Source organism: Pseudomonas koreensis (genome assembly GCF_025447595.1).
GTDB lineage: Bacteria > Pseudomonadota > Gammaproteobacteria > Pseudomonadales > Pseudomonadaceae > Aquipseudomonas > Aquipseudomonas koreensis_H.
The window spans coordinates 21181-39434 of record NZ_JAOEJU010000006.1; the positions used below are offsets into that span (position 1 = coordinate 21181).

The 18254-nt window shown below is 59.5% G+C and carries 18 protein-coding genes; 8 read left to right on the top strand and 10 right to left on the bottom strand.

From position 1 onward, the window contains the following. Positions 1-108: 108 nt before the first annotated feature. From cgtA to rplU, 3 genes are all read right to left on the bottom strand, one after another. Positions 109-1332 carry an Obg family GTPase CgtA gene (gene cgtA, locus N8H71_RS10150; protein WP_262193888.1) on the bottom strand — a complete coding sequence of 408 codons (1224 nt, stop codon included), beginning with the start codon at positions 1330-1332 and terminating at the stop codon, positions 109-111. Between the two features lie 193 nt (positions 1333-1525). Beyond that, positions 1526-1783: a 50S ribosomal protein L27 gene (rpmA, locus tag N8H71_RS10155; protein WP_016773121.1), complete on the bottom strand. Its 258-nt coding sequence runs from the start codon at positions 1781-1783 to the stop codon at positions 1526-1528. A gap of 35 nt (positions 1784-1818) precedes the next feature. Further along, positions 1819-2130, bottom strand: a complete 312-nt coding sequence (gene rplU / locus N8H71_RS10160) for a 50S ribosomal protein L21 (protein WP_003228361.1) — start codon at positions 2128-2130, stop codon at positions 1819-1821. Positions 2131-2371: 241 nt separating this feature from the next. Here rplU and N8H71_RS10165 point away from each other — a divergent pair, with 241 nt between their 5' ends. The 3 genes from N8H71_RS10165 (at position 2372) to N8H71_RS10175 (ending at position 4272) form a co-directional block, all read left to right on the top strand. Then, positions 2372-3340, top strand: a complete 969-nt coding sequence (locus tag N8H71_RS10165; RefSeq protein WP_007950962.1) for a polyprenyl synthetase family protein — start codon at positions 2372-2374, stop codon at positions 3338-3340. Positions 3341-3465: 125 nt separating this feature from the next. Continuing rightward, positions 3466-3807, top strand: coding sequence for a zinc ribbon domain-containing protein YjdM (locus N8H71_RS10170; protein ID WP_007950963.1), 342 nt, complete (start codon positions 3466-3468; stop codon positions 3805-3807). Positions 3808-4014: 207 nt separating this feature from the next. Then, positions 4015-4272 (top strand): PA4570 family protein, encoded by a 258-nt coding sequence (locus N8H71_RS10175; RefSeq protein WP_262193889.1) that lies wholly within the window; start codon positions 4015-4017, stop codon positions 4270-4272. Positions 4273-4321: 49 nt separating this feature from the next. On the opposite strand, the gene N8H71_RS10180 is transcribed toward N8H71_RS10175, so the two are convergent. From N8H71_RS10180 to N8H71_RS10190, 3 genes are all read right to left on the bottom strand, one after another. Next, on the bottom strand, positions 4322-4939 hold the full coding sequence (locus tag N8H71_RS10180) for an FKBP-type peptidyl-prolyl cis-trans isomerase (RefSeq protein WP_007950965.1): 618 nt from the start codon (positions 4937-4939) through the stop codon (positions 4322-4324). A gap of 126 nt (positions 4940-5065) precedes the next feature. Further along, positions 5066-5371: a DUF6482 family protein gene (locus N8H71_RS10185; protein ID WP_262193890.1), complete on the bottom strand. Its 306-nt coding sequence runs from the start codon at positions 5369-5371 to the stop codon at positions 5066-5068. 135 nt (positions 5372-5506) lie between these two features. Further along, positions 5507-5995 (bottom strand): TIGR00645 family protein, encoded by a 489-nt coding sequence (locus tag N8H71_RS10190; protein WP_007950967.1) that lies wholly within the window; start codon positions 5993-5995, stop codon positions 5507-5509. 162 nt (positions 5996-6157) lie between these two features. Between N8H71_RS10190 and N8H71_RS10195 the strand changes: the two genes are divergently transcribed. Then, positions 6158-7987 (top strand): hypothetical protein, encoded by a 1830-nt coding sequence (locus N8H71_RS10195; protein ID WP_262193891.1) that lies wholly within the window; start codon positions 6158-6160, stop codon positions 7985-7987. 21 nt (positions 7988-8008) lie between these two features. On the opposite strand, the gene N8H71_RS10200 is transcribed toward N8H71_RS10195, so the two are convergent. Both N8H71_RS10200 and N8H71_RS10205 read right to left on the bottom strand, forming a co-directional pair. Beyond that, positions 8009-8338 carry a hypothetical protein gene (locus N8H71_RS10200; RefSeq protein ID WP_007950969.1) on the bottom strand — a complete coding sequence of 110 codons (330 nt, stop codon included), beginning with the start codon at positions 8336-8338 and terminating at the stop codon, positions 8009-8011. A 311-nt stretch (positions 8339-8649) separates the two neighbouring features. After that, positions 8650-11088 (bottom strand): Lon protease family protein, encoded by a 2439-nt coding sequence (locus N8H71_RS10205; RefSeq protein WP_007950970.1) that lies wholly within the window; start codon positions 11086-11088, stop codon positions 8650-8652. 321 nt (positions 11089-11409) lie between these two features. Here N8H71_RS10205 and N8H71_RS10210 point away from each other — a divergent pair, with 321 nt between their 5' ends. The 4 genes from N8H71_RS10210 to N8H71_RS10225 all read left to right on the top strand — a co-directional run bounded on the left by N8H71_RS10210 (position 11410) and on the right by N8H71_RS10225 (position 14969). After that, positions 11410-11898 carry a DUF3015 domain-containing protein gene (locus N8H71_RS10210; RefSeq protein WP_007950971.1) on the top strand — a complete coding sequence of 163 codons (489 nt, stop codon included), beginning with the start codon at positions 11410-11412 and terminating at the stop codon, positions 11896-11898. Between the two features lie 92 nt (positions 11899-11990). Beyond that, positions 11991-13844 carry an Lnb N-terminal periplasmic domain-containing protein gene (locus tag N8H71_RS10215; RefSeq protein ID WP_262193892.1) on the top strand — a complete coding sequence of 618 codons (1854 nt, stop codon included), beginning with the start codon at positions 11991-11993 and terminating at the stop codon, positions 13842-13844. 203 nt (positions 13845-14047) lie between these two features. After that, positions 14048-14404, top strand: coding sequence for a hypothetical protein (locus N8H71_RS10220; protein WP_262193894.1), 357 nt, complete (start codon positions 14048-14050; stop codon positions 14402-14404). A gap of 70 nt (positions 14405-14474) precedes the next feature. Continuing rightward, positions 14475-14969 carry a GreA/GreB family elongation factor gene (locus tag N8H71_RS10225; protein ID WP_007950974.1) on the top strand — a complete coding sequence of 165 codons (495 nt, stop codon included), beginning with the start codon at positions 14475-14477 and terminating at the stop codon, positions 14967-14969. A gap of 10 nt (positions 14970-14979) precedes the next feature. Here the strand turns inward: N8H71_RS10225 and gdhA are convergent, their stop codons facing one another. Then, positions 14980-16317, bottom strand: a complete 1338-nt coding sequence (gdhA, locus tag N8H71_RS10230; RefSeq protein ID WP_262193895.1) for an NADP-specific glutamate dehydrogenase — start codon at positions 16315-16317, stop codon at positions 14980-14982. Positions 16318-16510: 193 nt separating this feature from the next. Further along, positions 16511-18175 carry an energy-dependent translational throttle protein EttA gene (gene ettA, locus N8H71_RS10235; protein ID WP_007950976.1) on the bottom strand — a complete coding sequence of 555 codons (1665 nt, stop codon included), beginning with the start codon at positions 18173-18175 and terminating at the stop codon, positions 16511-16513. Positions 18176-18254: the final 79 nt, after the last annotated feature.

Consider the following 18254-nt stretch of genomic DNA (forward strand, 5'->3'; position numbering starts at 1 on the left):
GACCCAGCGCTGCCCGTGACGTTATTCGTGGTTATTCGTGACCAACGATCAATTTCCAGATACTAAAACGCCGCTCGATTGAGCGGCGCTTAAGTTTACTGCAACGAATCAGTCACGCACGTAAATGATTTCCGGACCGTCTTCGTCATCCACATCTTCTTCGTCCCAGTCATCGTCGCCGATGTCATGGACCGACTTCACACCACTGCGACGCAGGGCACGCTTGTCATCCAGCGCCTGCAACTGAGCACGGGCTTCGTCCTCGATGCGCTGATCGAGATCGGCCAGCTCTTCCTTGTAGGCCGGATCATTGGCCAGGCGATCGGCACGATCTTCCAGATAGCGCATGATGTCGCGCGTCAGGCGCTCGGTGCCATCTTTGGCGATGGCCGAAATCACGTAGACCGGACCGGTCCACTCCAGACGATCAACGACTTCCTTGACCCGCGCTTCGTGCTCTTCTTCGAGGATCTGGTCGCACTTGTTCAGCACCAGCCAGCGGTCACGCTCGGCCAGCGAAGGGCTGAACTTGATCAGCTCGTTGACGATCACTTCAGCGGCGTCCGGCGCACTGCTTTCGTCCAGCGGCGCCATGTCCACGAGGTGCAGCAGCAGACGGGTACGCGCCAGGTGCTTGAGGAAACGGATACCGAGACCCGCACCGTCCGAAGCACCTTCGATCAGACCCGGGATGTCGGCGATGACAAAGCTTTTCCAGCGATCGACACTGACCACACCCAGGTTTGGCACCAGGGTAGTGAACGGGTAATCAGCGACTTTCGGCTTGGCAGCCGAAACCGAACGGATAAAGGTACTTTTACCGGCATTCGGCAGACCCAGCAGTCCGACGTCAGCCAGAACCTTCATTTCCAGTTTCAGGTCGCGCTGCTCGCCCGGCTTGCCTGGCGTAGTCTGGCGCGGCGCACGGTTGGTGCTGGATTTGAAACGGGTGTTACCCAGACCGTGCCAACCACCCTGAACCACCATCAGCTTCTGACCGGCTTTGGTCAGGTCACCGATGACTTCCTGAGTGGCGGAGTCGATCACGGTGGTGCCAACCGGCACGCGCAGGATCAGGTCCTCACCCTTCTTGCCGGTGCAGTCGGTGCTGCCGCCGTTGGAACCACGCTCGGCATCGAAGTGCCGGGTGTAACGGTAGTCCACCAGGGTGTTGAGGTTTTCGTCGGCCATCATGAAGATGGAACCGCCGTCACCGCCGTCACCACCGTTCGGGCCGCCGTTTTCAATGAATTTTTCCCGACGGAAACTCATGCAGCCATTGCCGCCGTCGCCAGCCTTTACGCGGATCGATACTTCATCAACAAACTTCATAACCAACGCCTCTCGCCATACGGACGAGCCGAAAAACAATCAAGACATAAGACTCTTGCAAAAATGAGCGCAGCGACCCCAATCCACGACCTGCATCGCACGCCGGCAGCCCATACAAACAGCTTTGCAAGAGACTCACCCCACAAACGAAAAAGCCCCGTCGCAAGACAGGGCTTCTCCAGCACTCTCGCAGTTAGGCTGCGATTACGCTCACGTAACGACGACCGAAGGCGCCTTTTACTTCAAACTTGATCACGCCTTCGATTTTCGCGAAGAGGGTGTGATCTTTACCCATGCCAACGCCGTAGCCAGCGTGGAATTGGGTGCCGCGCTGACGCACGATGATGTTGCCGGCCTTGATGACCTGGCCGCCATACATCTTCACGCCAAGGCGTTTGGCTTCTGAGTCGCGACCGTTACGGGTACTACCACCAGCTTTTTTGTGTGCCATGAGTTCAATTCTCCTAGTGAGGAATTAGGCTGTAATTAAGCCTGAATACCGGTGATTTTGATCTCGGTGAACCACTGGCGGTGGCCCATACGCTTCATGTGGTGCTTACGGCGACGGAACTTGATGATGCGGACTTTATCGTGACGACCTTGGGAGATCACTTCAGCCTTGACGGTTGCGCCAGCAACAACAGGTGCGCCGATGTTCACGTCGTCGCCGTTGGCGACCAACAGAACGCGGTCAAAAGTCACGGATTCGCCAGTAGCGACTTCCAGTTTTTCGATCTTCAGGTATTCACCTTCAGCGACCTTGTATTGCTTACCGCCGGTAACGATTACTGCGTACATGGTATTTCTCCGATAATCCTGCTCACCCAGCTCTTTATAAGAAGAGGTATTGGCTGGCATGGCTGCATGGGGCTGGAACGGCCCAAGTGCAATTGCGTAAGGCAGGTGCTGCCCAGGAAGTTCAGGGTGCGCGATTGTACGCAAGCCTTCGAAGTCATGCAAGGGGCCGTCCATCGCGCCTTGACAGGCCCGGACGTGGGTCCTAGCATGCCGCGCAACCCTTCTGGAGCGACTGTCGCTGATGCAACCCCAAGCTTTCTACCGCGCGGTGGCGGACGATTTTAGCGCCGTCGACGGCATCATCAAGAAGCAGCTGACTTCCCGAGTGCCGCTGGTATCGAAAATCGGCGATTACATCACCTCGGCCGGTGGCAAACGCCTGCGGCCTTTATTGGTACTGCTGTGTGGCAAGGCCCTGGGTCGCGAAGGCGACGACATGCGTCTGCTGGCCGCCACCATCGAATTCCTGCACACCGCCACCCTGCTGCATGACGACGTGGTCGACATGTCCGGCATGCGCCGTGGCCGTTCGACCGCCAACGCCATGTGGGGCAACGCCCCGAGCGTACTGGTCGGCGACTTCCTGTACTCGCGCTCGTTCGAGATGATGGTCGAGCTGGGCTCGATGCCGGTGATGAAGATCCTGTCCCAGGCCACGCGCATCATCGCCGAAGGCGAAGTGCTGCAGTTGTCCAAGGTTCGCGACGCCAGCACCACCGAAGAAACCTACATGGAAGTCATTCGCGGCAAGACCGCGATGCTGTTCGAGGCTTCGACCCACAGCGCCGCCGCGCTGGCCGGTGCCACCGCCGAGCAGAGCGAAGCCCTGCGCACCTTCGGCGATCATCTGGGTGTTGCGTTCCAACTGGTCGATGACTTGCTCGACTACAAAGGCGACGCCGAAACCCTGGGCAAGAACGTCGGTGACGATCTGGCCGAAGGCAAGCCGACCCTGCCGCTGATCTACACCATGCGCGAAGGCACGCCAGAGCAGGCCGCACTGGTACGCCAGGCGATCCAGAAAGGCGGGATCGAAGACCTGGAAAGCATCCGCATCGCCGTGGAAGCCTCCGGTTCGCTGGAATACACCGCGCAACTGGCCCGTGACTATGTGGCCCGTGCGATCAAGTGCCTCGACGCGCTGCCGGCCAGCGAATACCGCGATGCACTGGTTGAACTGAGCGAGTTCGCGGTCGCCCGCACGCACTGATCAACGCCGCATCATCAAAAAACCGCAGCCTCCGTCGGAGCCTGCGGTTTTTTGTTGCCTGCCATCAACGGCTAAAACCCTATACAATATGCGACTTTTAGCGATCCCCTCTCCAAGGAGCCTTAGTGAGCACGTTGCCTCCCTGCCCGAAATGCAATTCCGAATACACCTACGAAGACGGCACCCAACTGGTGTGCCCGGAGTGCGCCCACGAGTGGTCTGCCGGCGGTGAAGCCGAAGTGGCGTCCGATGACGCCGTGAAGAAAGATTCGGTCGGTAACGTCCTGCAGGACGGCGACACCATTACCGTAATCAAAGACCTGAAGGTCAAGGGCACCTCGCTGGTCGTGAAGGTCGGCACCAAGGTCAAGAACATCCGCCTGTGCGATGGCGATCACGACATCGACTGCAAGATCGACGGCATCGGCCCGATGAAACTCAAATCCGAGTTCGTCAGAAAAGTCTGAGTCTGCTGTCTTCCATCCCGCGCCCGCCGTGGGATGGAGCTTCGCCCTCCCCCGCAACCCCCAGCAAATCCACGCGATAGCCAAACGCCAGCCGTTTTGACCTTACGCAATCTTTACCCGCAAAAAATCACAAACCGCCAATAGGCGCTTGCTATTTGACGAATAAGAATTATTCTCATTGAAACCCTTTCAATGGAGATGAGAACCATGACTTATTTGATCGACGCCTGGCTGGATCGCCCGCACCCGTACCTCAGGATCCTGCATCGGGAAACCGGTGAAGTCTGCGCTGTACTGGAAGAAGAAGCCCTGCACGAGTTGCAGGATCAAGGGGATCTGGACGTCACTGGTCTGAGTTCCAGCGAGCCCTTGGTGCTCAAGGAGCTGGTACGCAATCTGTTCCTGTTCTGCTATGCCCGGGCCTTGCGCCCGACCAGTGAACTGCACAACAAGATCGAAGTATGAAAACGGCGGAGAAACCCTGCACAAGCCACGCTTGTGCAGGGTAACGGGATTACAGAACGTCGAGCAGCTCGACGTCGAACACCAGAACGCTGTGCGGCGGGATGCTGCCAACGCCTTGAGCGCCGTAAGCCAGTTCGCTCGGCACGTACAGACGCCATTTGCTGCCGGCATTCATCAGTTGCAGGGCTTCGGTCCAGCCAGCGATAACGCCACCCACCGGGAATTCAGCCGGCTGGCCACGCTCGTAGGAGCTGTCGAACACGGTGCCGTCGATCAGCGTGCCGTGGTAGTGAGTACGCACGGTGTCTTCACGGGATGGCTTGGCGCCTTCACCTTGAGTCAGCACTTCGAACTGCAGGCCGGAAGCCAGAGTGGTGATGCCTTCTTTCTTGGCGTTTTCAGCCAGGAATGCCAGGCCTTCGCCAGCGGCGGCTTCAGCTTTGGCAGCGGCTTCGGCTTGCATGATCTCGCGGATCACCTTGAAGCTGGCGGACATGGCTTCCTGGCTTACACGGCTTTCCTTACCGGCGAATGCGTCGGTCAGACCAGCCAGGATGGCGTCCAGGCTGACACCCGGTGGCGGGTTGTCGCGCAGCTGGTCACCCAGCTGACGGCCGATGCCGTAGCTGACGCGGGTTTCGTCGGTGGACAGATTTACTTCGGACATGACACTGCTCCGCTGTGCGGACGGCCTCAGGACATGCCGTGCGTACACAGCGCGTCCCGGCGCGCCCGGAACCAAAAGGGCGAGCAGACTAGCACAGTTGCTCCGGCATTGATCAGGCCCCGGGGCCTACAGTGCGGATCGCCAGGCCAGCGGCACCTTCAGGCTTTCTTCGCCACTGGCGCCAAGACCGCACATTTCATCGTGCACCGAGGTGTGCACCAGGTTGAACGGCAGCACCGGAAAGTTATGCAGCACATCCCGGGCATGCTCGACCGAACGCAGCGTCAGCATCCTCCCTTGCGGGTCGCTCAGCGGGTACGCCGCTCCATGCATCCGGGCCTCAAGCAGATAGATCCCGCCCTCCATGGAGATCAGGTTCAGTTCGTCGACCTTTCTGGCGACGGCAAACGCATTCAACTCTTGCAGGTTCATGAACGCACCTCACGCGGTGGCGAGCCTTGAGACCTACAGGGATATGCCTCGGCCGATCAAAGTACAAGCCACAAACGACACCGCCCGTCTGTTTCGCAACAGACGGGCGGTTTTGTTACAGCAATCGTCAGCCCATCAGTGCTTGGTGAGCTTGTCCAGATACCCCATGGCGAACGCCGAGATCACGAAGGTCATGTGGATGATCACGTACCACATCAGGTGCTCGGGATCGACGTTTTTGGCATCCATGAAGATCCGCAGCAGGTGGATCGAGGAGATCGCCACGATCGACGCCGCCACTTTCATCTTCAGCGACGAGGAGTCCATGGTGCCCAGCCAGCTGAGCTTCTCCTTGCCTTCATCGATGTTCAGCTCGGAGACGAAGTTCTCATAGCCGGAAATCATCACCATCACCAGCAAGCCGCCGACCAGCGCCATGTCGATCAGCGACAGCAGCACCAGAATCAGCTCGGACTCGGCCATGGAGAAGACGTTGGGAATGACATGAAACACTTCCTGGAAGAATTTCAATGCCAGCGCCAGCAGACCCAGGGACAGCCCGATGTAGATCGGCGCCAGCAGCCAGCGCGTGGCGTACATTGCATTTTCGATAAAGCGTTCCATTGACTCTCACACAAAAAGGGTTGAAATCGGCGGCGAGTATACCAGCCGCCCATGACAGCCAGAAACCGCCCGAAAATCCGCCACCTGCGCGTGTGTATCAAAGTTTTTCTGCTAGTGTCCAAATGATTGACAGCCCAGCGACAGTGGACAGGACGACTGGAAATGGATGTGCGATTGCCGATAACGACTGCCGGAATTTGCTTCGCCCTGTTGCTTGGCGGGTGTTCGCCCGGCGATGAAAAAACCGCCGTCAGCCTCGAAGAAAAGACCGCTCAATTCGAGCAATCGCTGGACGCCATCACCGATCCGAAACTCAAGGACGCCGTGACCGAACTCGGCGGCTCGCTACTGTTGCTCGAACGCGCGCAACTGCGACTCGACAACAAGCCGCCCCGGACCGAATACGGCGAAGACGCCCTCGCCGTACTCCGGCATTACCCGACACCCCAGGCGCTGGTCGACACTTTCATCAATGGCCTGTTCGTACTGCACAAGGATTCCAGCTCCGATTACCTCACCGACCTGCAACCGGTGTTCCCTTTCGTGCTCAACATCCCCGGCGGCTTTCTATTCCCCCATGGCGTGGAATGGCAATCGGTAACCCTGAGCAACAAACGGGTCATCGCCTATCAGCCGGAGTGGTCGGAAACCGATCCGGGCATTCAGTTGAGTCCGTCCAGCTCCAACGTCACCAGCCCCGATGACCTGACCGTCACCTACCCGTTCATCGAAGGGCTGAATGTCGACAAGAAGAACCTGCCACGCCCGGTCAGCCTGCAAGGCCAGGTGGAGGTCATCGCCCCGAAACGCCTGCACAGTTTCAATCTGGATAAAAAGGACGTCGGCCAGACCCGCTCCGACGGAAACCTCAGCGTGACCCTGCTGAAACTGGACACGCACTACGCCGAACTCGAGTTCCGCAATCAGTTGCCGCTCGCCCCTGAAGTCGCCAACACCCGGCTCAATCCGTTGATCGTCCAGGCCCGCGATTCAACGGGCCAGTATCTGGTGCGTGCCGGCGCCATCAACGAAAACCCCGAGCAGGTGGCGTTCTATCAAAAACAGCTGACCTACCTGCAACAGCAAACAACCTGGAGCGAGGCGCTGGAAAAAAAGCTGGACGATGAACAGCAAGCCTTTGAGCAACAACATCCGCACCACTACAACAAGGTCTATTTCAACGGCCCGATCGACACCCTCGAAGTCAGCCTGCTGGACTTTTCCGAAGCGACCGTTACCCGCAAGGCGCTGGATCTGCCCGTGCGCGAATTCGATCCGCACACCACGGAAAAAACCGTGCAGCCGCTCGACCTGCCGATCACCGTCTACGACGACCAGGCACCCGACTGGCTCAAGGGCGCATCTCTGACTGAAGAACAGCTGAAAAGCGGCGTTCATATACGCCAGTCGGTTGAAGAGCCGAGCGCCGCGCGCATTGAGTTCGACCACCGTAAAACCTTCAACGATGAAATGCTTGGCGACGACTTCAGCCCCGGCGAAAGCCCGGTGACGTTCTTCACTGAAAAGCACAATGGAAAACTCGACGAGCCGATCGAACTGCCGCCCGAGGCGTATCAGGTCGATCCGCTACAGGCGACGATCACCTATGACCTGAACCTGTTCCCGGAAACCCCGGCGATTGCCGTCGGCTCGATGCCATTGTTCCTGGCAACAGTGGACAAACAAACCTATGAATCCAAGACTCTGCCTAAAGGTCTGGAAATCAGAAACAACACCTTGGTGGTGGATTTGAAGCGATTCCCGGCCAACGAATGGCGATTCTTCGTCAAGGACGACAGCGGTCATTACCTGAAGCAGATTCTGTCAGTCAGCCATGACGCGAGCGCGGAGGGGCCGGCGTTATTCGGCGTGCATTATTTCTACGGCCGTCCGACGCACGTGGAAACCTACCAGCGAACCGACCTCGCCACCGTGCAATACGGCTTTGAGGTCAAACTCGACAAAGCGCAGACCCAGGGCGCTGCACCCTGATCGACGCTGATGGTCGGCACTCTAGTGATCGAAAGTGCCGATGCTGCGTCCGCGCCCACCGTTGATTTGCCGCAACTGCGCCTGCAGATGCAACGACCAGATCTGTGGATCATTGGCCAGTTCATAGCCGTGCATCGTCAGGCTTTCAACGATGGTGTCGAGAATCGACTCGGCGGCGATCGGTCCGTGGAACGGGCCCTGGGCTTTGATGGCGGAAGGTTGTTCACCGGCCATGCCGGCGGCGAAGAGCAATGTCCACATGCCGTTATCGCCGGCCAACGGCTTGATGGCGCATTCGATACGGGTCACGAGACCCAGGCATTGACGGGTGAGGCAGAGGTTGCGCGACATGGCGGCGACCCTCGGTAAAGCCGGTGTTCAGCCCTTGCTGAAGAGCTGTTTCGATCCAGTGATACTGTCGATGTCCTTGAGCAGAGAATAGAAGAAAAGTCCGCCGCGCAAGCCGCACAGAACCAGAAGGCGCCGAATGGTCATTGTGTGAATATTGACGCCAGAGTGATGGCACTTTTGCTCGAAACTCATCCAAAACAAATGTGGGAGCGAGCTTGCTCGCGAAAGCGTTTTATCAGGCAACGTATTCGTAGACTGACAGGACGCCTTCGCGAGCAAGCTCGCTCCCACAGGGAACAACAATAACGAGATCAGGCCGGTTTGGCCTCCGCCAGCGCCTCCTGCGCCAGTTCCTTCTCGGCCTCTTTCAGATCCTCTTCGCTGATCATCTCGGCAATCACTCGCAGACGCTCCACCACCCGTGCGTTGACGCTGCCTTCGGGGAATTCGCCCTCTTCGTTCGGCTCACCGGCCGGCTCGCCCACCAGCAGGCTCAACGCTTCGTCGGCCTGACGCACCGCGTAAACGTGGAACTGCCCGGCACGCACCGCCGCCAGCACCTTCTCATCGAGCATCAAGGTGGCGACGTTGGCCTGCGGAATGATCGCGCCCTGCTCACCCGTCAGTCCGCGTGCTTCGCAGAGACGGAAGAAGCCTTCGATCTTCTCGTTGACCCCGCCCACCGCCTGCACTTCGCCGAACTGGTTGATCGAGCCGGTGATCGCGAAGCACTGCTTGAGCGGGGTTTTCGACAACGCCGAAATCAGCGTGCATGCCTCGCCCAACGACGCACTGTCGCCATCAACGTAGCCGTAGGATTGCTCCAGCGCGATGCTCGCGGAAATCGCCAGCGGGAATTCCTGGGCGTAACGGCTGCCCAGATACCCGGTGAGGATCATCACGCCCTTGGAGTGAATCGGCTGACCGAGGTTGACCTCACGCTCGATGTCGACGATGCCGCTGCCGCCCGGGTACACCGTGGCGGAAATCCGCGCCGGCACACCGAACGCCGAGTCGCCGACTTCGAGCACGGTCAGGCCGTTGCACTTGCCGACCGCCGCACCGTCGGTATCGATCAGGATGATCCCCGCCAGCATGTCGTCGAGAATCCGCGCCGACACCCGACCGGTGCGGGTGGCCTTGGCCTTGAGCGCACGCTCGATGTGGCCGGCGTCGGTCATTTCATCGTTGGCCAGATGCCGGATGAAGTCCGCCTCGCTGACCAGCTGGAACAGATCGCCGATCCGCGCCGACAAACGCCCCTGGTGTTCGGCAAGACGCGCGCTGTAAGTCGCCAGACGCGCCACCGCGTCGGCGGTCAGCGGCGCCATGCCTTCTTCCGAAGTGCGGGTTTTCAGCAACTGGGCGAACTGCTCCAGGCTTTCGTCGACCATCGGGATGTCTTCGTCGAAGTCCACCAGAACACGGAACATCTCCTGGAAGTCCGGATCGAGGTCCTGCAGCGTGTAATACAGCTGACGCGCACCGATGATGATCACTTTGACCTGCAACGGAATGTGCTGCGGGTTGAGCGTCACGGTGGCGAAACGGCCCATCTCGCCCAGCGGCGATTCCATCTTCAGCTTGCGCGATTGCAGGGCGCGCTTGAGCGCATCCCATACGAACGGCTCGCCGAGCATTTTTTCCGCTTCAAGGATCAGGAAACCGCCGTTGGCGCGGTGCAGTGCACCCGGACGTAACTGGCGATAGGTGGTGTAGAGCGCACCCTGATCAGTGGTGTACTCGATACGACCGAACAGGTTTTCGTAGGTCGGATGCGGCTCGAACACCACCGGCGCACCGCCACTGGCCGGATGACCGACCACCAGGCTCGGGGCGTATTGCTCTTCCAGCAGCTTGCGCGCAACCGCATCGGTCTTGCTGTCATCGACCAGTTGCTCGACCACGGTTTTCAGCAGATACACCTGCATCGCTTGCAGGTAACCGCAGACGGCAGCGTTTTCCGCGTACTTTTCCGACAGCGGTGCGAGCAAAGGCTGCAATGCCAGCGTGATGGTTTCTTCGTTGAGCTGACGCAGTTGGTTGCTCGACTCGCGCTTCCACTGCGGCAGGCTGGCGAGTTCTTCGTTCAGACGTTCTTCGAGGCCGGAAATGTCCTCGTGGAAACGCTCGCGCTCGGCTTCCGGCAACTGGGCGAATTCGGCTTCATCCAGGGCCTTGCCTTCGAGCATCGGCGTGAAGGCGATGTTGCTGCTGTCGCGGTACAGGGCGACGTCTTTTTCCAGGGCCAGACGTTCGATGACGTCCAGCGCCTTGTCGTATCGCTGGTTGAAGGCGCGGTCGATGGCGCTCTTCTTCTGCTGGTAGGACGGGTGCTCGAACACCGCAGGAAAAGTCGACAGCAGGTTGTCGATCAAACCATTGATGTCGCCGATGAAGGCAGCGGCGCTGCCCGACGGCAGTTCCAGGGCGCGGGGCTCGCGCGGTTCATCGAAATTGTTGACGTAGACCCAGTCCGCCGGGGTCTGCAGGCGTTTGCCTTCGGCCTTCAGGTAGCGTTTGACGAACGAGAAACGGCCGGTGCCGGGCTCGCCCATGACGAATACGTTGTAACCGGGGCGTGGCATGGCCACACCGAACTGCAAGGCTTCGACCGCACGTTCCTGGCCAAGCACACCGCGAAAGGGCTCCAGATCATTGGTGGTAGTGAAGCTGAACTGTTCAGCGGAAAACGGACGGGTCAGCGCTTCAGGCGCTAGACGCAAGCTGGCAGCAACAGGATCAGGCATCGGGCTTCCTTAACAATCAGGCGGGGCAGATAGCGGCATTCTGGCGCTGCCCGAGCCCCACTGGCAAGGCGCGCCATACGACAAAGCATAGACAACCGGCTTGTCCCCGGTCCGGCCCTGTAAAACCGGGGTTTATTCCAAATATTGTGCAAAAAGTCACGGAACCCTTGGAACGTGCCTAAACTCCAAACTGCGCGGCTGGAACTAATACCGGCCCACTGGCGCCACAGGATCTGTACGAAAACTCGCCATGAGGCTTGTTTGGTAGAGAATCGGGGCCAGAACCCTGTCCATTGGTATGCACACAAAGAGAACAAAGCTATGAAACGGATTCTTCTCGGTACTCTCTTCACCGCTGTATCCATCAACGCCATGGCTCAGGCGCCAGGCGGCCCGGATTGCGGTTGGGGCAACATGCTGTTCGAAGGTCAGCGTGGCACCCCGGCTCACTTCCTGGCATCCACCACCAACGGCACCTCCGGCAACGCGACGTTCGGCATGACGTCCGGCACCAACGGTTGCTCCACCAACGCCTCGCTGACCTATGGCGGCAAATCCTGGTTTGCCATGAATGGCATGATGAACGAGCTGTCCGAAGACATGGCAAAAGGTAACGGCGAAGCGCTGACGACCTATGCCGTGGTACTGGGCGTGGCGCCGGAAGACCGTGCCCACTTCGCCGCCGTCACTCACGAGCACTTCCAGCAGATCTTCAGCAAGGCTGACGTGACCGCCGAAGACGTGCATACCAACACCCTGGCCGTCCTGAAGGCAGACCCACGTCTGGCCAAGTACGCGACTCAGGCTTAAGCTCGACCCACCCGCTTCTTTCGGGAAGCGGGTTTTATTTTTTCGACCCGCCCTTCTTGGGTCTTTGTTTCTTTCGACTTAAGTTGCCATTTATGCTCAAACGCCTTGCCTGGCTGGCGCTGTGTGTCTGCGCCCCGCTGTCCGCCGCGCCTCACATCGACCCTCAACGTTTGCAGCAACTGGCCAACGACCGCTTCTGGATTTCCCTCGGTCATTACGAAACCGCCAAGCTCGGTGGCTGGCGCAGCTACGTCAGCGACAAAAAATTCTTCCTCGCCCCCGATGGCAACGAACACCCCGACCATGAACTGGCCGCCACCGTGCAAGCGCTGTACGCCCCCGCCAGTCTCGGTGAGCAACACGCCCAGTGCGTTTACCCGGCACGCACCCGCTGGTTGAAGGATCAACTCAACCTGACCGACCTGCCGACCCCGGACTGCGCCGAATTCAAGAAATGGTTCAAGGACGTCTCGCCCCACAGCGCAGTGATGATTTTCCCGGCGGCCTACCTCAATAGCCCGTCGTCGATGTTCGGCCACACCCTGCTGCGCATCGACCAGGCTGACGTGCAAAGCGACAAGACTTCGCTGCTCAGTTACGCGATCAACTTCGGCGCCTACATCGAAGGCTCGGACAACAGCATTCTCTACGCCTGGAAAGGCCTGATGGGCGGCTATCCGGGGCTGTTCGCGCTGGTGCCGTATCAGGAAAAACTCTCGGAATACCGCAGCCTGGAAAACCGCGACCTGTGGGAGTACCGGCTCAATCTGACGCAAGCCGAAACCGCGCGCATGGTCGAGCATGTGTGGGAGTTGAAGCAGATCCAGTTCGACTACTTCTTCTTCGATGAAAACTGCTCCTATCGTCTGCTGGAACTGTTGCAGGTGGCGCGCCCGAGTCTGCGCCTGACCGAACAGTTCCCGCTGACCGCGATCCCGACCGACACCGTCAAAGCGGTGAAGGAAGCCGGGCTGGTCGAGCACATCGAATACCGCCCGTCCCGCGAGCGCGAACTGCTCAGCCGCGCCGACCCCTTGAGCGGCGAAGAACAAGACTGGGTGCTGAAAGTCAGCGCCGACCAGCAGCAATTGCAGGACCCGGCCTTCAAGAACCTGCCCCGTGATCGGCAAGCGCTGATCATCGACGCCGCGTATCGGCTGGAACGCTACCGCGCCAACGGCCAGGAACGTGATCCACAGCGGGCCCAGCGCAGTTTCGAACTGCTGCGGGCGATCAACAAGAACCCGGCGCCGGAGCTGCAAATTCCACAACCGGGCCTGCCCGAAGACGGCCACGAATCGCGCACCTGGCAAGCCGGTCTCGGCACGCGCGGTGACCGCGCGTTCGGCGAGTACGGCTTGCGCATGGCCTATCACGACCTCAACGACAACGCCGAGAGTTTCCCCCTCGGCGCGCAGATCGAAATCCTGCAAATGAAACTGCGCCAGTACGAAGGCAATCACTGGCAGTTCCAGCAACTGGATCTGGCGACCATCCGCTCGCTGACGCCGCGCAATGCGCTGTTGCAGCCGCTGTCGTGGCAAGTCACCGGCGGTCTTGAACGTGTACCGGGCAAGCATGATGACGAGACATTGGTCAGCCACGTCAACGGTGGCGGTGGCGGAACCTGGGCGTTGGGTGACGACGTGTTGGGTTTTGCCCTCGGCACTGTGCGCGTTGAACACAACAATGATTTCGCCGAGTTCGTTTCACCCGCAGGCGGTTTCAATACCGGCGTGTTGTGGAAAAACCCGCTGGGCAATCTCAGCTTGGAGGCCAAAGGCGATTACTTCTTCAATGGTGAAGTGCGCCGTAGCCTGAGTCTGAACCAGCAGTGGGAATTGTCGCGCAACCTCGGCCTGCGCCTGAGCGCCCAGCGCGAGTTCAGCCATCTGGCAACACCGGAGACCGAGGTAATGCTGGAAGTGAAGTGGTATCACTACTGAAACGACCACTGTGGGAGCGAGCTTGCTCGCGATGGCAATCGGTCAGTCGATATTGAAGTGACTGACACTCCGTCATCGCGAGCAAGCTCGCTCCCACAGGGAATTGCGGTGTTCTACAGATTGCTCACGCACCTTTCACATCCTTCCGACGAATCCGCTTCTAGACTTTCCCTATCAGCCGTTTGACGGCCCGGGAGAGTGTGATGTGGCGGTATGCGGTTTTTGCGGGTGTGTTGCTGTTGCTGGGTGGCTGTCAGAGCACCCACGAAGATCTGATCGCCAAGGGTTATCCACCGGCGTTCGCCGACGGTTTCGATGACGGTTGCATCAGCGGTCGTCAGGCGGCCGGTTCGATCAGCGGCGAGTTTCGCAAGAACGTGCCGCGCTATCTCAAGGACAAGCAATACGCCGAGGGCTGGAGCGACGGCTTCCGCCAATGTCAGGCGATGCTGGAAAACAAGGATCGCGAACAGTATCGCAACGAACACTGGGACGAACGCGAGCGCGCCTGGCAGCAGGAAAAGGATCAGGGCGCCGCGCGGGCTTATCGTTCGCAGTAGGTCGTTTCCAGACATCCAGCGAAACCTTTTGCCTGCGACCATGGCCCAACGGTTGTAACAGGAGCCCATCATGAGTCGCGCCTTCGTCAACGAAGACAACGCCGCTGCACAAGCCGATCAGCCGGTCGAACGGCAGGTCAGCACACAGCCCAATTACGTCACGCCGCAAGGCCTTGCCCAGTTGCAGGCGAAAGTCGCCGAACTGCAAACCCTGCACGCCGAACAGTCCGCCAAGGGCGAACAGGCCGACAAGCAGCGGCTGGCCGATCTCGAACGGGATTTGCGTTATTTCAATCAACGGGTCGGCAGCGCTCAAGTCGCACCGGCCCCGACGTCGAACGACAAGGTGCAGATCGGCAGTTGGGTGACCTACGCCGACGAACACGACACCGAGCGCCGGGTGCAACTGGTCGGCGAAGATCAGGCCGATGCCGCCAACGGCCTGATCAACTGGGCCTCACCGCTGGGCCGGGCGCTGCTTGGCGCGCGGCTCAACGATGAAGTGCTGTGGCAGCGCCCGGCCGGCGATCAACTGATCGAAGTGATCCGCATCGAGCGCTCTTGAACCCCGTTGCTTAAACCACGCCTTGGGCGAGCATCGCGTCGGCGACTTTGACGAAGCCGGCGATGTTCGCGCCTTTGACGTAGTTGATCCGGCCGTTTTCCTCACCGTAATGCACGCAGGCGTGGTGGATCGACTGCATGATCCCGTGCAGCTTGCTGTCCACCTCGCCGCCCGTCCACAGCAGGCGCATGGCGTTCTGCGACATCTCCAGCCCACTGACCGCCACACCGCCGGCATTCGATGCCTTGCCCGGCGCGAACAGAATGCCCGCCTCGATAAAGATATCCACAGCCTCGAGGGTGGTCGGCATGTTCGCGCCCTCGGCCACACAGATGCAGCCGTTACGCAGCAAGGTGCGGGCGGATTCCGCGTCGAGTTCGTTCTGGGTGGCGCAAGGCAACGCGATATCGCATGGCAACGACCATGGCAGCTGACCGGCGCGGAACTCCAGGCCGAATGCCGTCGCCAGTTCGCTGATCCGCCCGCGCTTGACGTTCTTCAGTTCCAGCAGCGCCAACCACTGTTCTTCGCTCAGGCCCGCCTCGCAATACAGCGTGCCTTCGGAGTCGGACAGGGAAATCACCTTGCCGCCCAGGTCCATCACTTTACGTGCCGCGTATTGCGCGACGTTGCCGGAACCGGAGATCGCCACGCGTTTGCCTTCGACGGTCTGCTCGCGGCGCTTGAGCATTTCCTCAGCGAAATACACACAACCGAAACCGGTGGCTTCCGGGCGGATCAGGCTACCGCCATAGGTCATGCCCTTGCCGGTCAGCACGCTGGTGAACTGGTTGCTCAGGCGTTTGTACTGGCCGAACAGGAAACCGATCTCCCGGGCGCCGACACCGATATCACCGGCTGGCACGTCCACGTCGGCACCGATGTGCCGGTACAGTTCGCTCATGAACGCCTGGCAGAAACGCATGACTTCAGCGTCGCTCTTGCCCTTCGGATCGAAGTCCGAACCGCCCTTGCCGCCGCCCATCGGCAATGAGGTCAGGGAGTTCTTGAAGGTCTGTTCGAAGGCGAGGAATTTCAGCACGCCCATGTTCACCGAAGGATGGAAGCGCAAACCGCCCTTGTACGGGCCGATGGCGCTGTTCATCTGGATGCGGAAACCGCGATTGACTTGGACCTTGCCCTGATCGTCGACCCACGACACCCGGAACACCACCGCCCGCTCCGGCTCGCAGATGCGCTCCAGAATCCCCGAGGTCAGATAGTGCGGATTGGCTTCGAGAAACGGCCACAGGCTGCGCAGGACTTCTTCGACGGCCTGGTGGAATTCGGGTTGATCCGGATCGCGCTTTTTCAGACGGGCGAGGAAGGATTCGACGGATTCGATCATGGGAAAAGTCTCGGCAAATTTGTTGTCGTTGGAAGAGATTGAGCTGGACTGTAACAAACGACATGTACACAGCAACAGACAAAAATGTCGCATTTATGAAAACAAATAGTACACACGCTATAAAACAGTCTGCATTGCAGGCAAAAAAAAGCGGAGCCCGAAGGCTCCGCTTTTTCATGCAACCAACCCGTAATCAGGCCAGTTTCTTGTGGCGTACCCGGTGCGGCTGGGCCGCCGCTTCGCCGAGGCGCTTTTTGCGATCGGCTTCGTACTCGGTGTAGTTACCTTCGAAGAACACCGCTTGCGAGTCGTCTTCGTACGCCAGGATGTGAGTCGCGACGCGGTCAAGGAACCACCGGTCGTGAGAGATCACAATGGCGGCGCCCGGGAAGTCCAGCAGGGCTTCTTCCAGGGAACGCAGGGTTTCAACGTCGAGGTCGTTGGACGGTTCGTCGAGCAGCAGGACGTTGCCGCCCTCCTTCAGGGTCAGCGCCAGGTGCAGACGACCGCGCTCACCACCGGACAGGTCCTTGACGAACTTCTGCTGATCGCCGCCCTTGAAATTGAAGCGACCGACGTAGGTACGCGACGGGATCTCGTAGTTGCCGATGCGGATCTGGTCGGAACCGTCGGAGATCTGCTGGAACACGGTCTTGCTGCCATCCAGGTCTTCGCGGCTCTGATCCACGCAGGCCAGTTGCACGGTTTCGCCGATCTCGATGCTGCCGGAGTCCGGAGTTTCCTTGCCCATCAGCATGCGGAACAGGGTCGACTTACCGGCACCGTTACCGCCGATCACGCCGACGATGGCGCCTTTGGGCATGGAGAACGACAGGTTGTCGATCAACACGCGATCGCCGTAGCCCTTGGTGACGTTCTTGAATTCGATGACCTTGTCACCCAGGCGTGGACCGGCCGGGATGTAGATCTCGTTGGTTTCCGAACGCTTCTGGAATTCCTGCGATTGCATTTCTTCGAAGCGTTGCAGACGAGCCTTGGATTTCGACTGGCGGGCCTTGGCGCCTTTGCGCACCCACTCCAGTTCTTCCTTCATGGCTTTTTCGTGGGCCGATTGCTGCTTGGATTCCTGGGCCAGACGATCGGACTTGGCTTCCAGCCAACCCGAGTAGTTGCCCTCGTAAGGAATGCCCGCGCCGCGGTCGAGTTCCAGAATCCAGCCGGCAACGTTGTCCAGGAAGTAACGGTCGTGCGTGATCGCTACCACGGTGCCCGGGAAGTCGTGCAGGAAGTGTTCGAGCCACGCAACGGAGTCGGCATCCAAGTGGTTGGTCGGTTCGTCGAGCAGCAGCATGTCCGGCGCGGACAGCAGCAGACGGCACAGGGCCACACGACGTTTTTCACCACCGGACAGGTGTTCGACCTTGGCATCCCAGGCCGGCAGACGCAGCGCATCGGCGGCGACTTCCAGCTGGCGCTCCAGGTTGTGACCGTCGCTGGCCTGCAGGATCGCTTCGAGCTTGGCCTGTTCGGCGGCCAGCTTGTCGAAGTCGGCATCCGGATCGGCGTAGGCGGCGTAGACCTCGTCCAGACGCGCTTGCGCATCCTTGATCACGCTGACCGCTTCCTCGACTACTTCACGCACGGTCTTGGTCGGATCCAGTTGCGGCTCTTGCGGCAGGTAACCGATGTTCAGTTCCGGCATCGGGCGCGCTTCGCCTTCGAACTCGGTGTCGACGCCGGCCATGATTTTCAGCAGCGTGGATTTACCCGAACCGTTCAGGCCGAGTACGCCGATCTTGGCGCCGGGGAAGAAAGACAGCGAAATGTTTTTCAGGATTTCCCGCTTCGGCGGAACAACTTTGCCCAGCCGATGCATGGTGAAGACGTATTGAGCCATGGAGAACCTTGGGTCAGTGACTGATGAATGATTGGGACACAGGCAATGCCTGGCCAGACCGTGCGCGTCGTTCACTGGA

Coding starts and splice junctions, on each gene's coding strand:
- cgtA (WP_262193888.1), bottom strand. CDS start 1,332: ATGAAGTTTGTTGATGAAGTATCGATCCGCGTAAAGGCTGGCGACGGC.
- rpmA (WP_016773121.1), bottom strand. CDS start 1,783: ATGGCACACAAAAAAGCTGGTGGTAGTACCCGTAACGGTCGCGACTCA.
- rplU (WP_003228361.1), bottom strand. CDS start 2,130: ATGTACGCAGTAATCGTTACCGGCGGTAAGCAATACAAGGTCGCTGAA.
- N8H71_RS10165 (WP_007950962.1), top strand. CDS start 2,372: ATGCAACCCCAAGCTTTCTACCGCGCGGTGGCGGACGATTTTAGCGCC.
- N8H71_RS10175 (WP_262193889.1), top strand. CDS start 4,015: ATGACTTATTTGATCGACGCCTGGCTGGATCGCCCGCACCCGTACCTC.
- N8H71_RS10180 (WP_007950965.1), bottom strand. CDS start 4,939: ATGTCCGAAGTAAATCTGTCCACCGACGAAACCCGCGTCAGCTACGGC.
- N8H71_RS10185 (WP_262193890.1), bottom strand. CDS start 5,371: ATGAACCTGCAAGAGTTGAATGCGTTTGCCGTCGCCAGAAAGGTCGAC.
- N8H71_RS10190 (WP_007950967.1), bottom strand. CDS start 5,995: ATGGAACGCTTTATCGAAAATGCAATGTACGCCACGCGCTGGCTGCTG.
- N8H71_RS10195 (WP_262193891.1), top strand. CDS start 6,158: ATGGATGTGCGATTGCCGATAACGACTGCCGGAATTTGCTTCGCCCTG.
- N8H71_RS10200 (WP_007950969.1), bottom strand. CDS start 8,338: ATGTCGCGCAACCTCTGCCTCACCCGTCAATGCCTGGGTCTCGTGACC.
- N8H71_RS10205 (WP_007950970.1), bottom strand. CDS start 11,088: ATGCCTGATCCTGTTGCTGCCAGCTTGCGTCTAGCGCCTGAAGCGCTG.
- N8H71_RS10210 (WP_007950971.1), top strand. CDS start 11,410: ATGAAACGGATTCTTCTCGGTACTCTCTTCACCGCTGTATCCATCAAC.
- N8H71_RS10215 (WP_262193892.1), top strand. CDS start 11,991: ATGCTCAAACGCCTTGCCTGGCTGGCGCTGTGTGTCTGCGCCCCGCTG.
- N8H71_RS10220 (WP_262193894.1), top strand. CDS start 14,048: ATGTGGCGGTATGCGGTTTTTGCGGGTGTGTTGCTGTTGCTGGGTGGC.
- N8H71_RS10225 (WP_007950974.1), top strand. CDS start 14,475: ATGAGTCGCGCCTTCGTCAACGAAGACAACGCCGCTGCACAAGCCGAT.
- gdhA (WP_262193895.1), bottom strand. CDS start 16,317: ATGATCGAATCCGTCGAATCCTTCCTCGCCCGTCTGAAAAAGCGCGAT.
- ettA (WP_007950976.1), bottom strand. CDS start 18,175: ATGGCTCAATACGTCTTCACCATGCATCGGCTGGGCAAAGTTGTTCCG.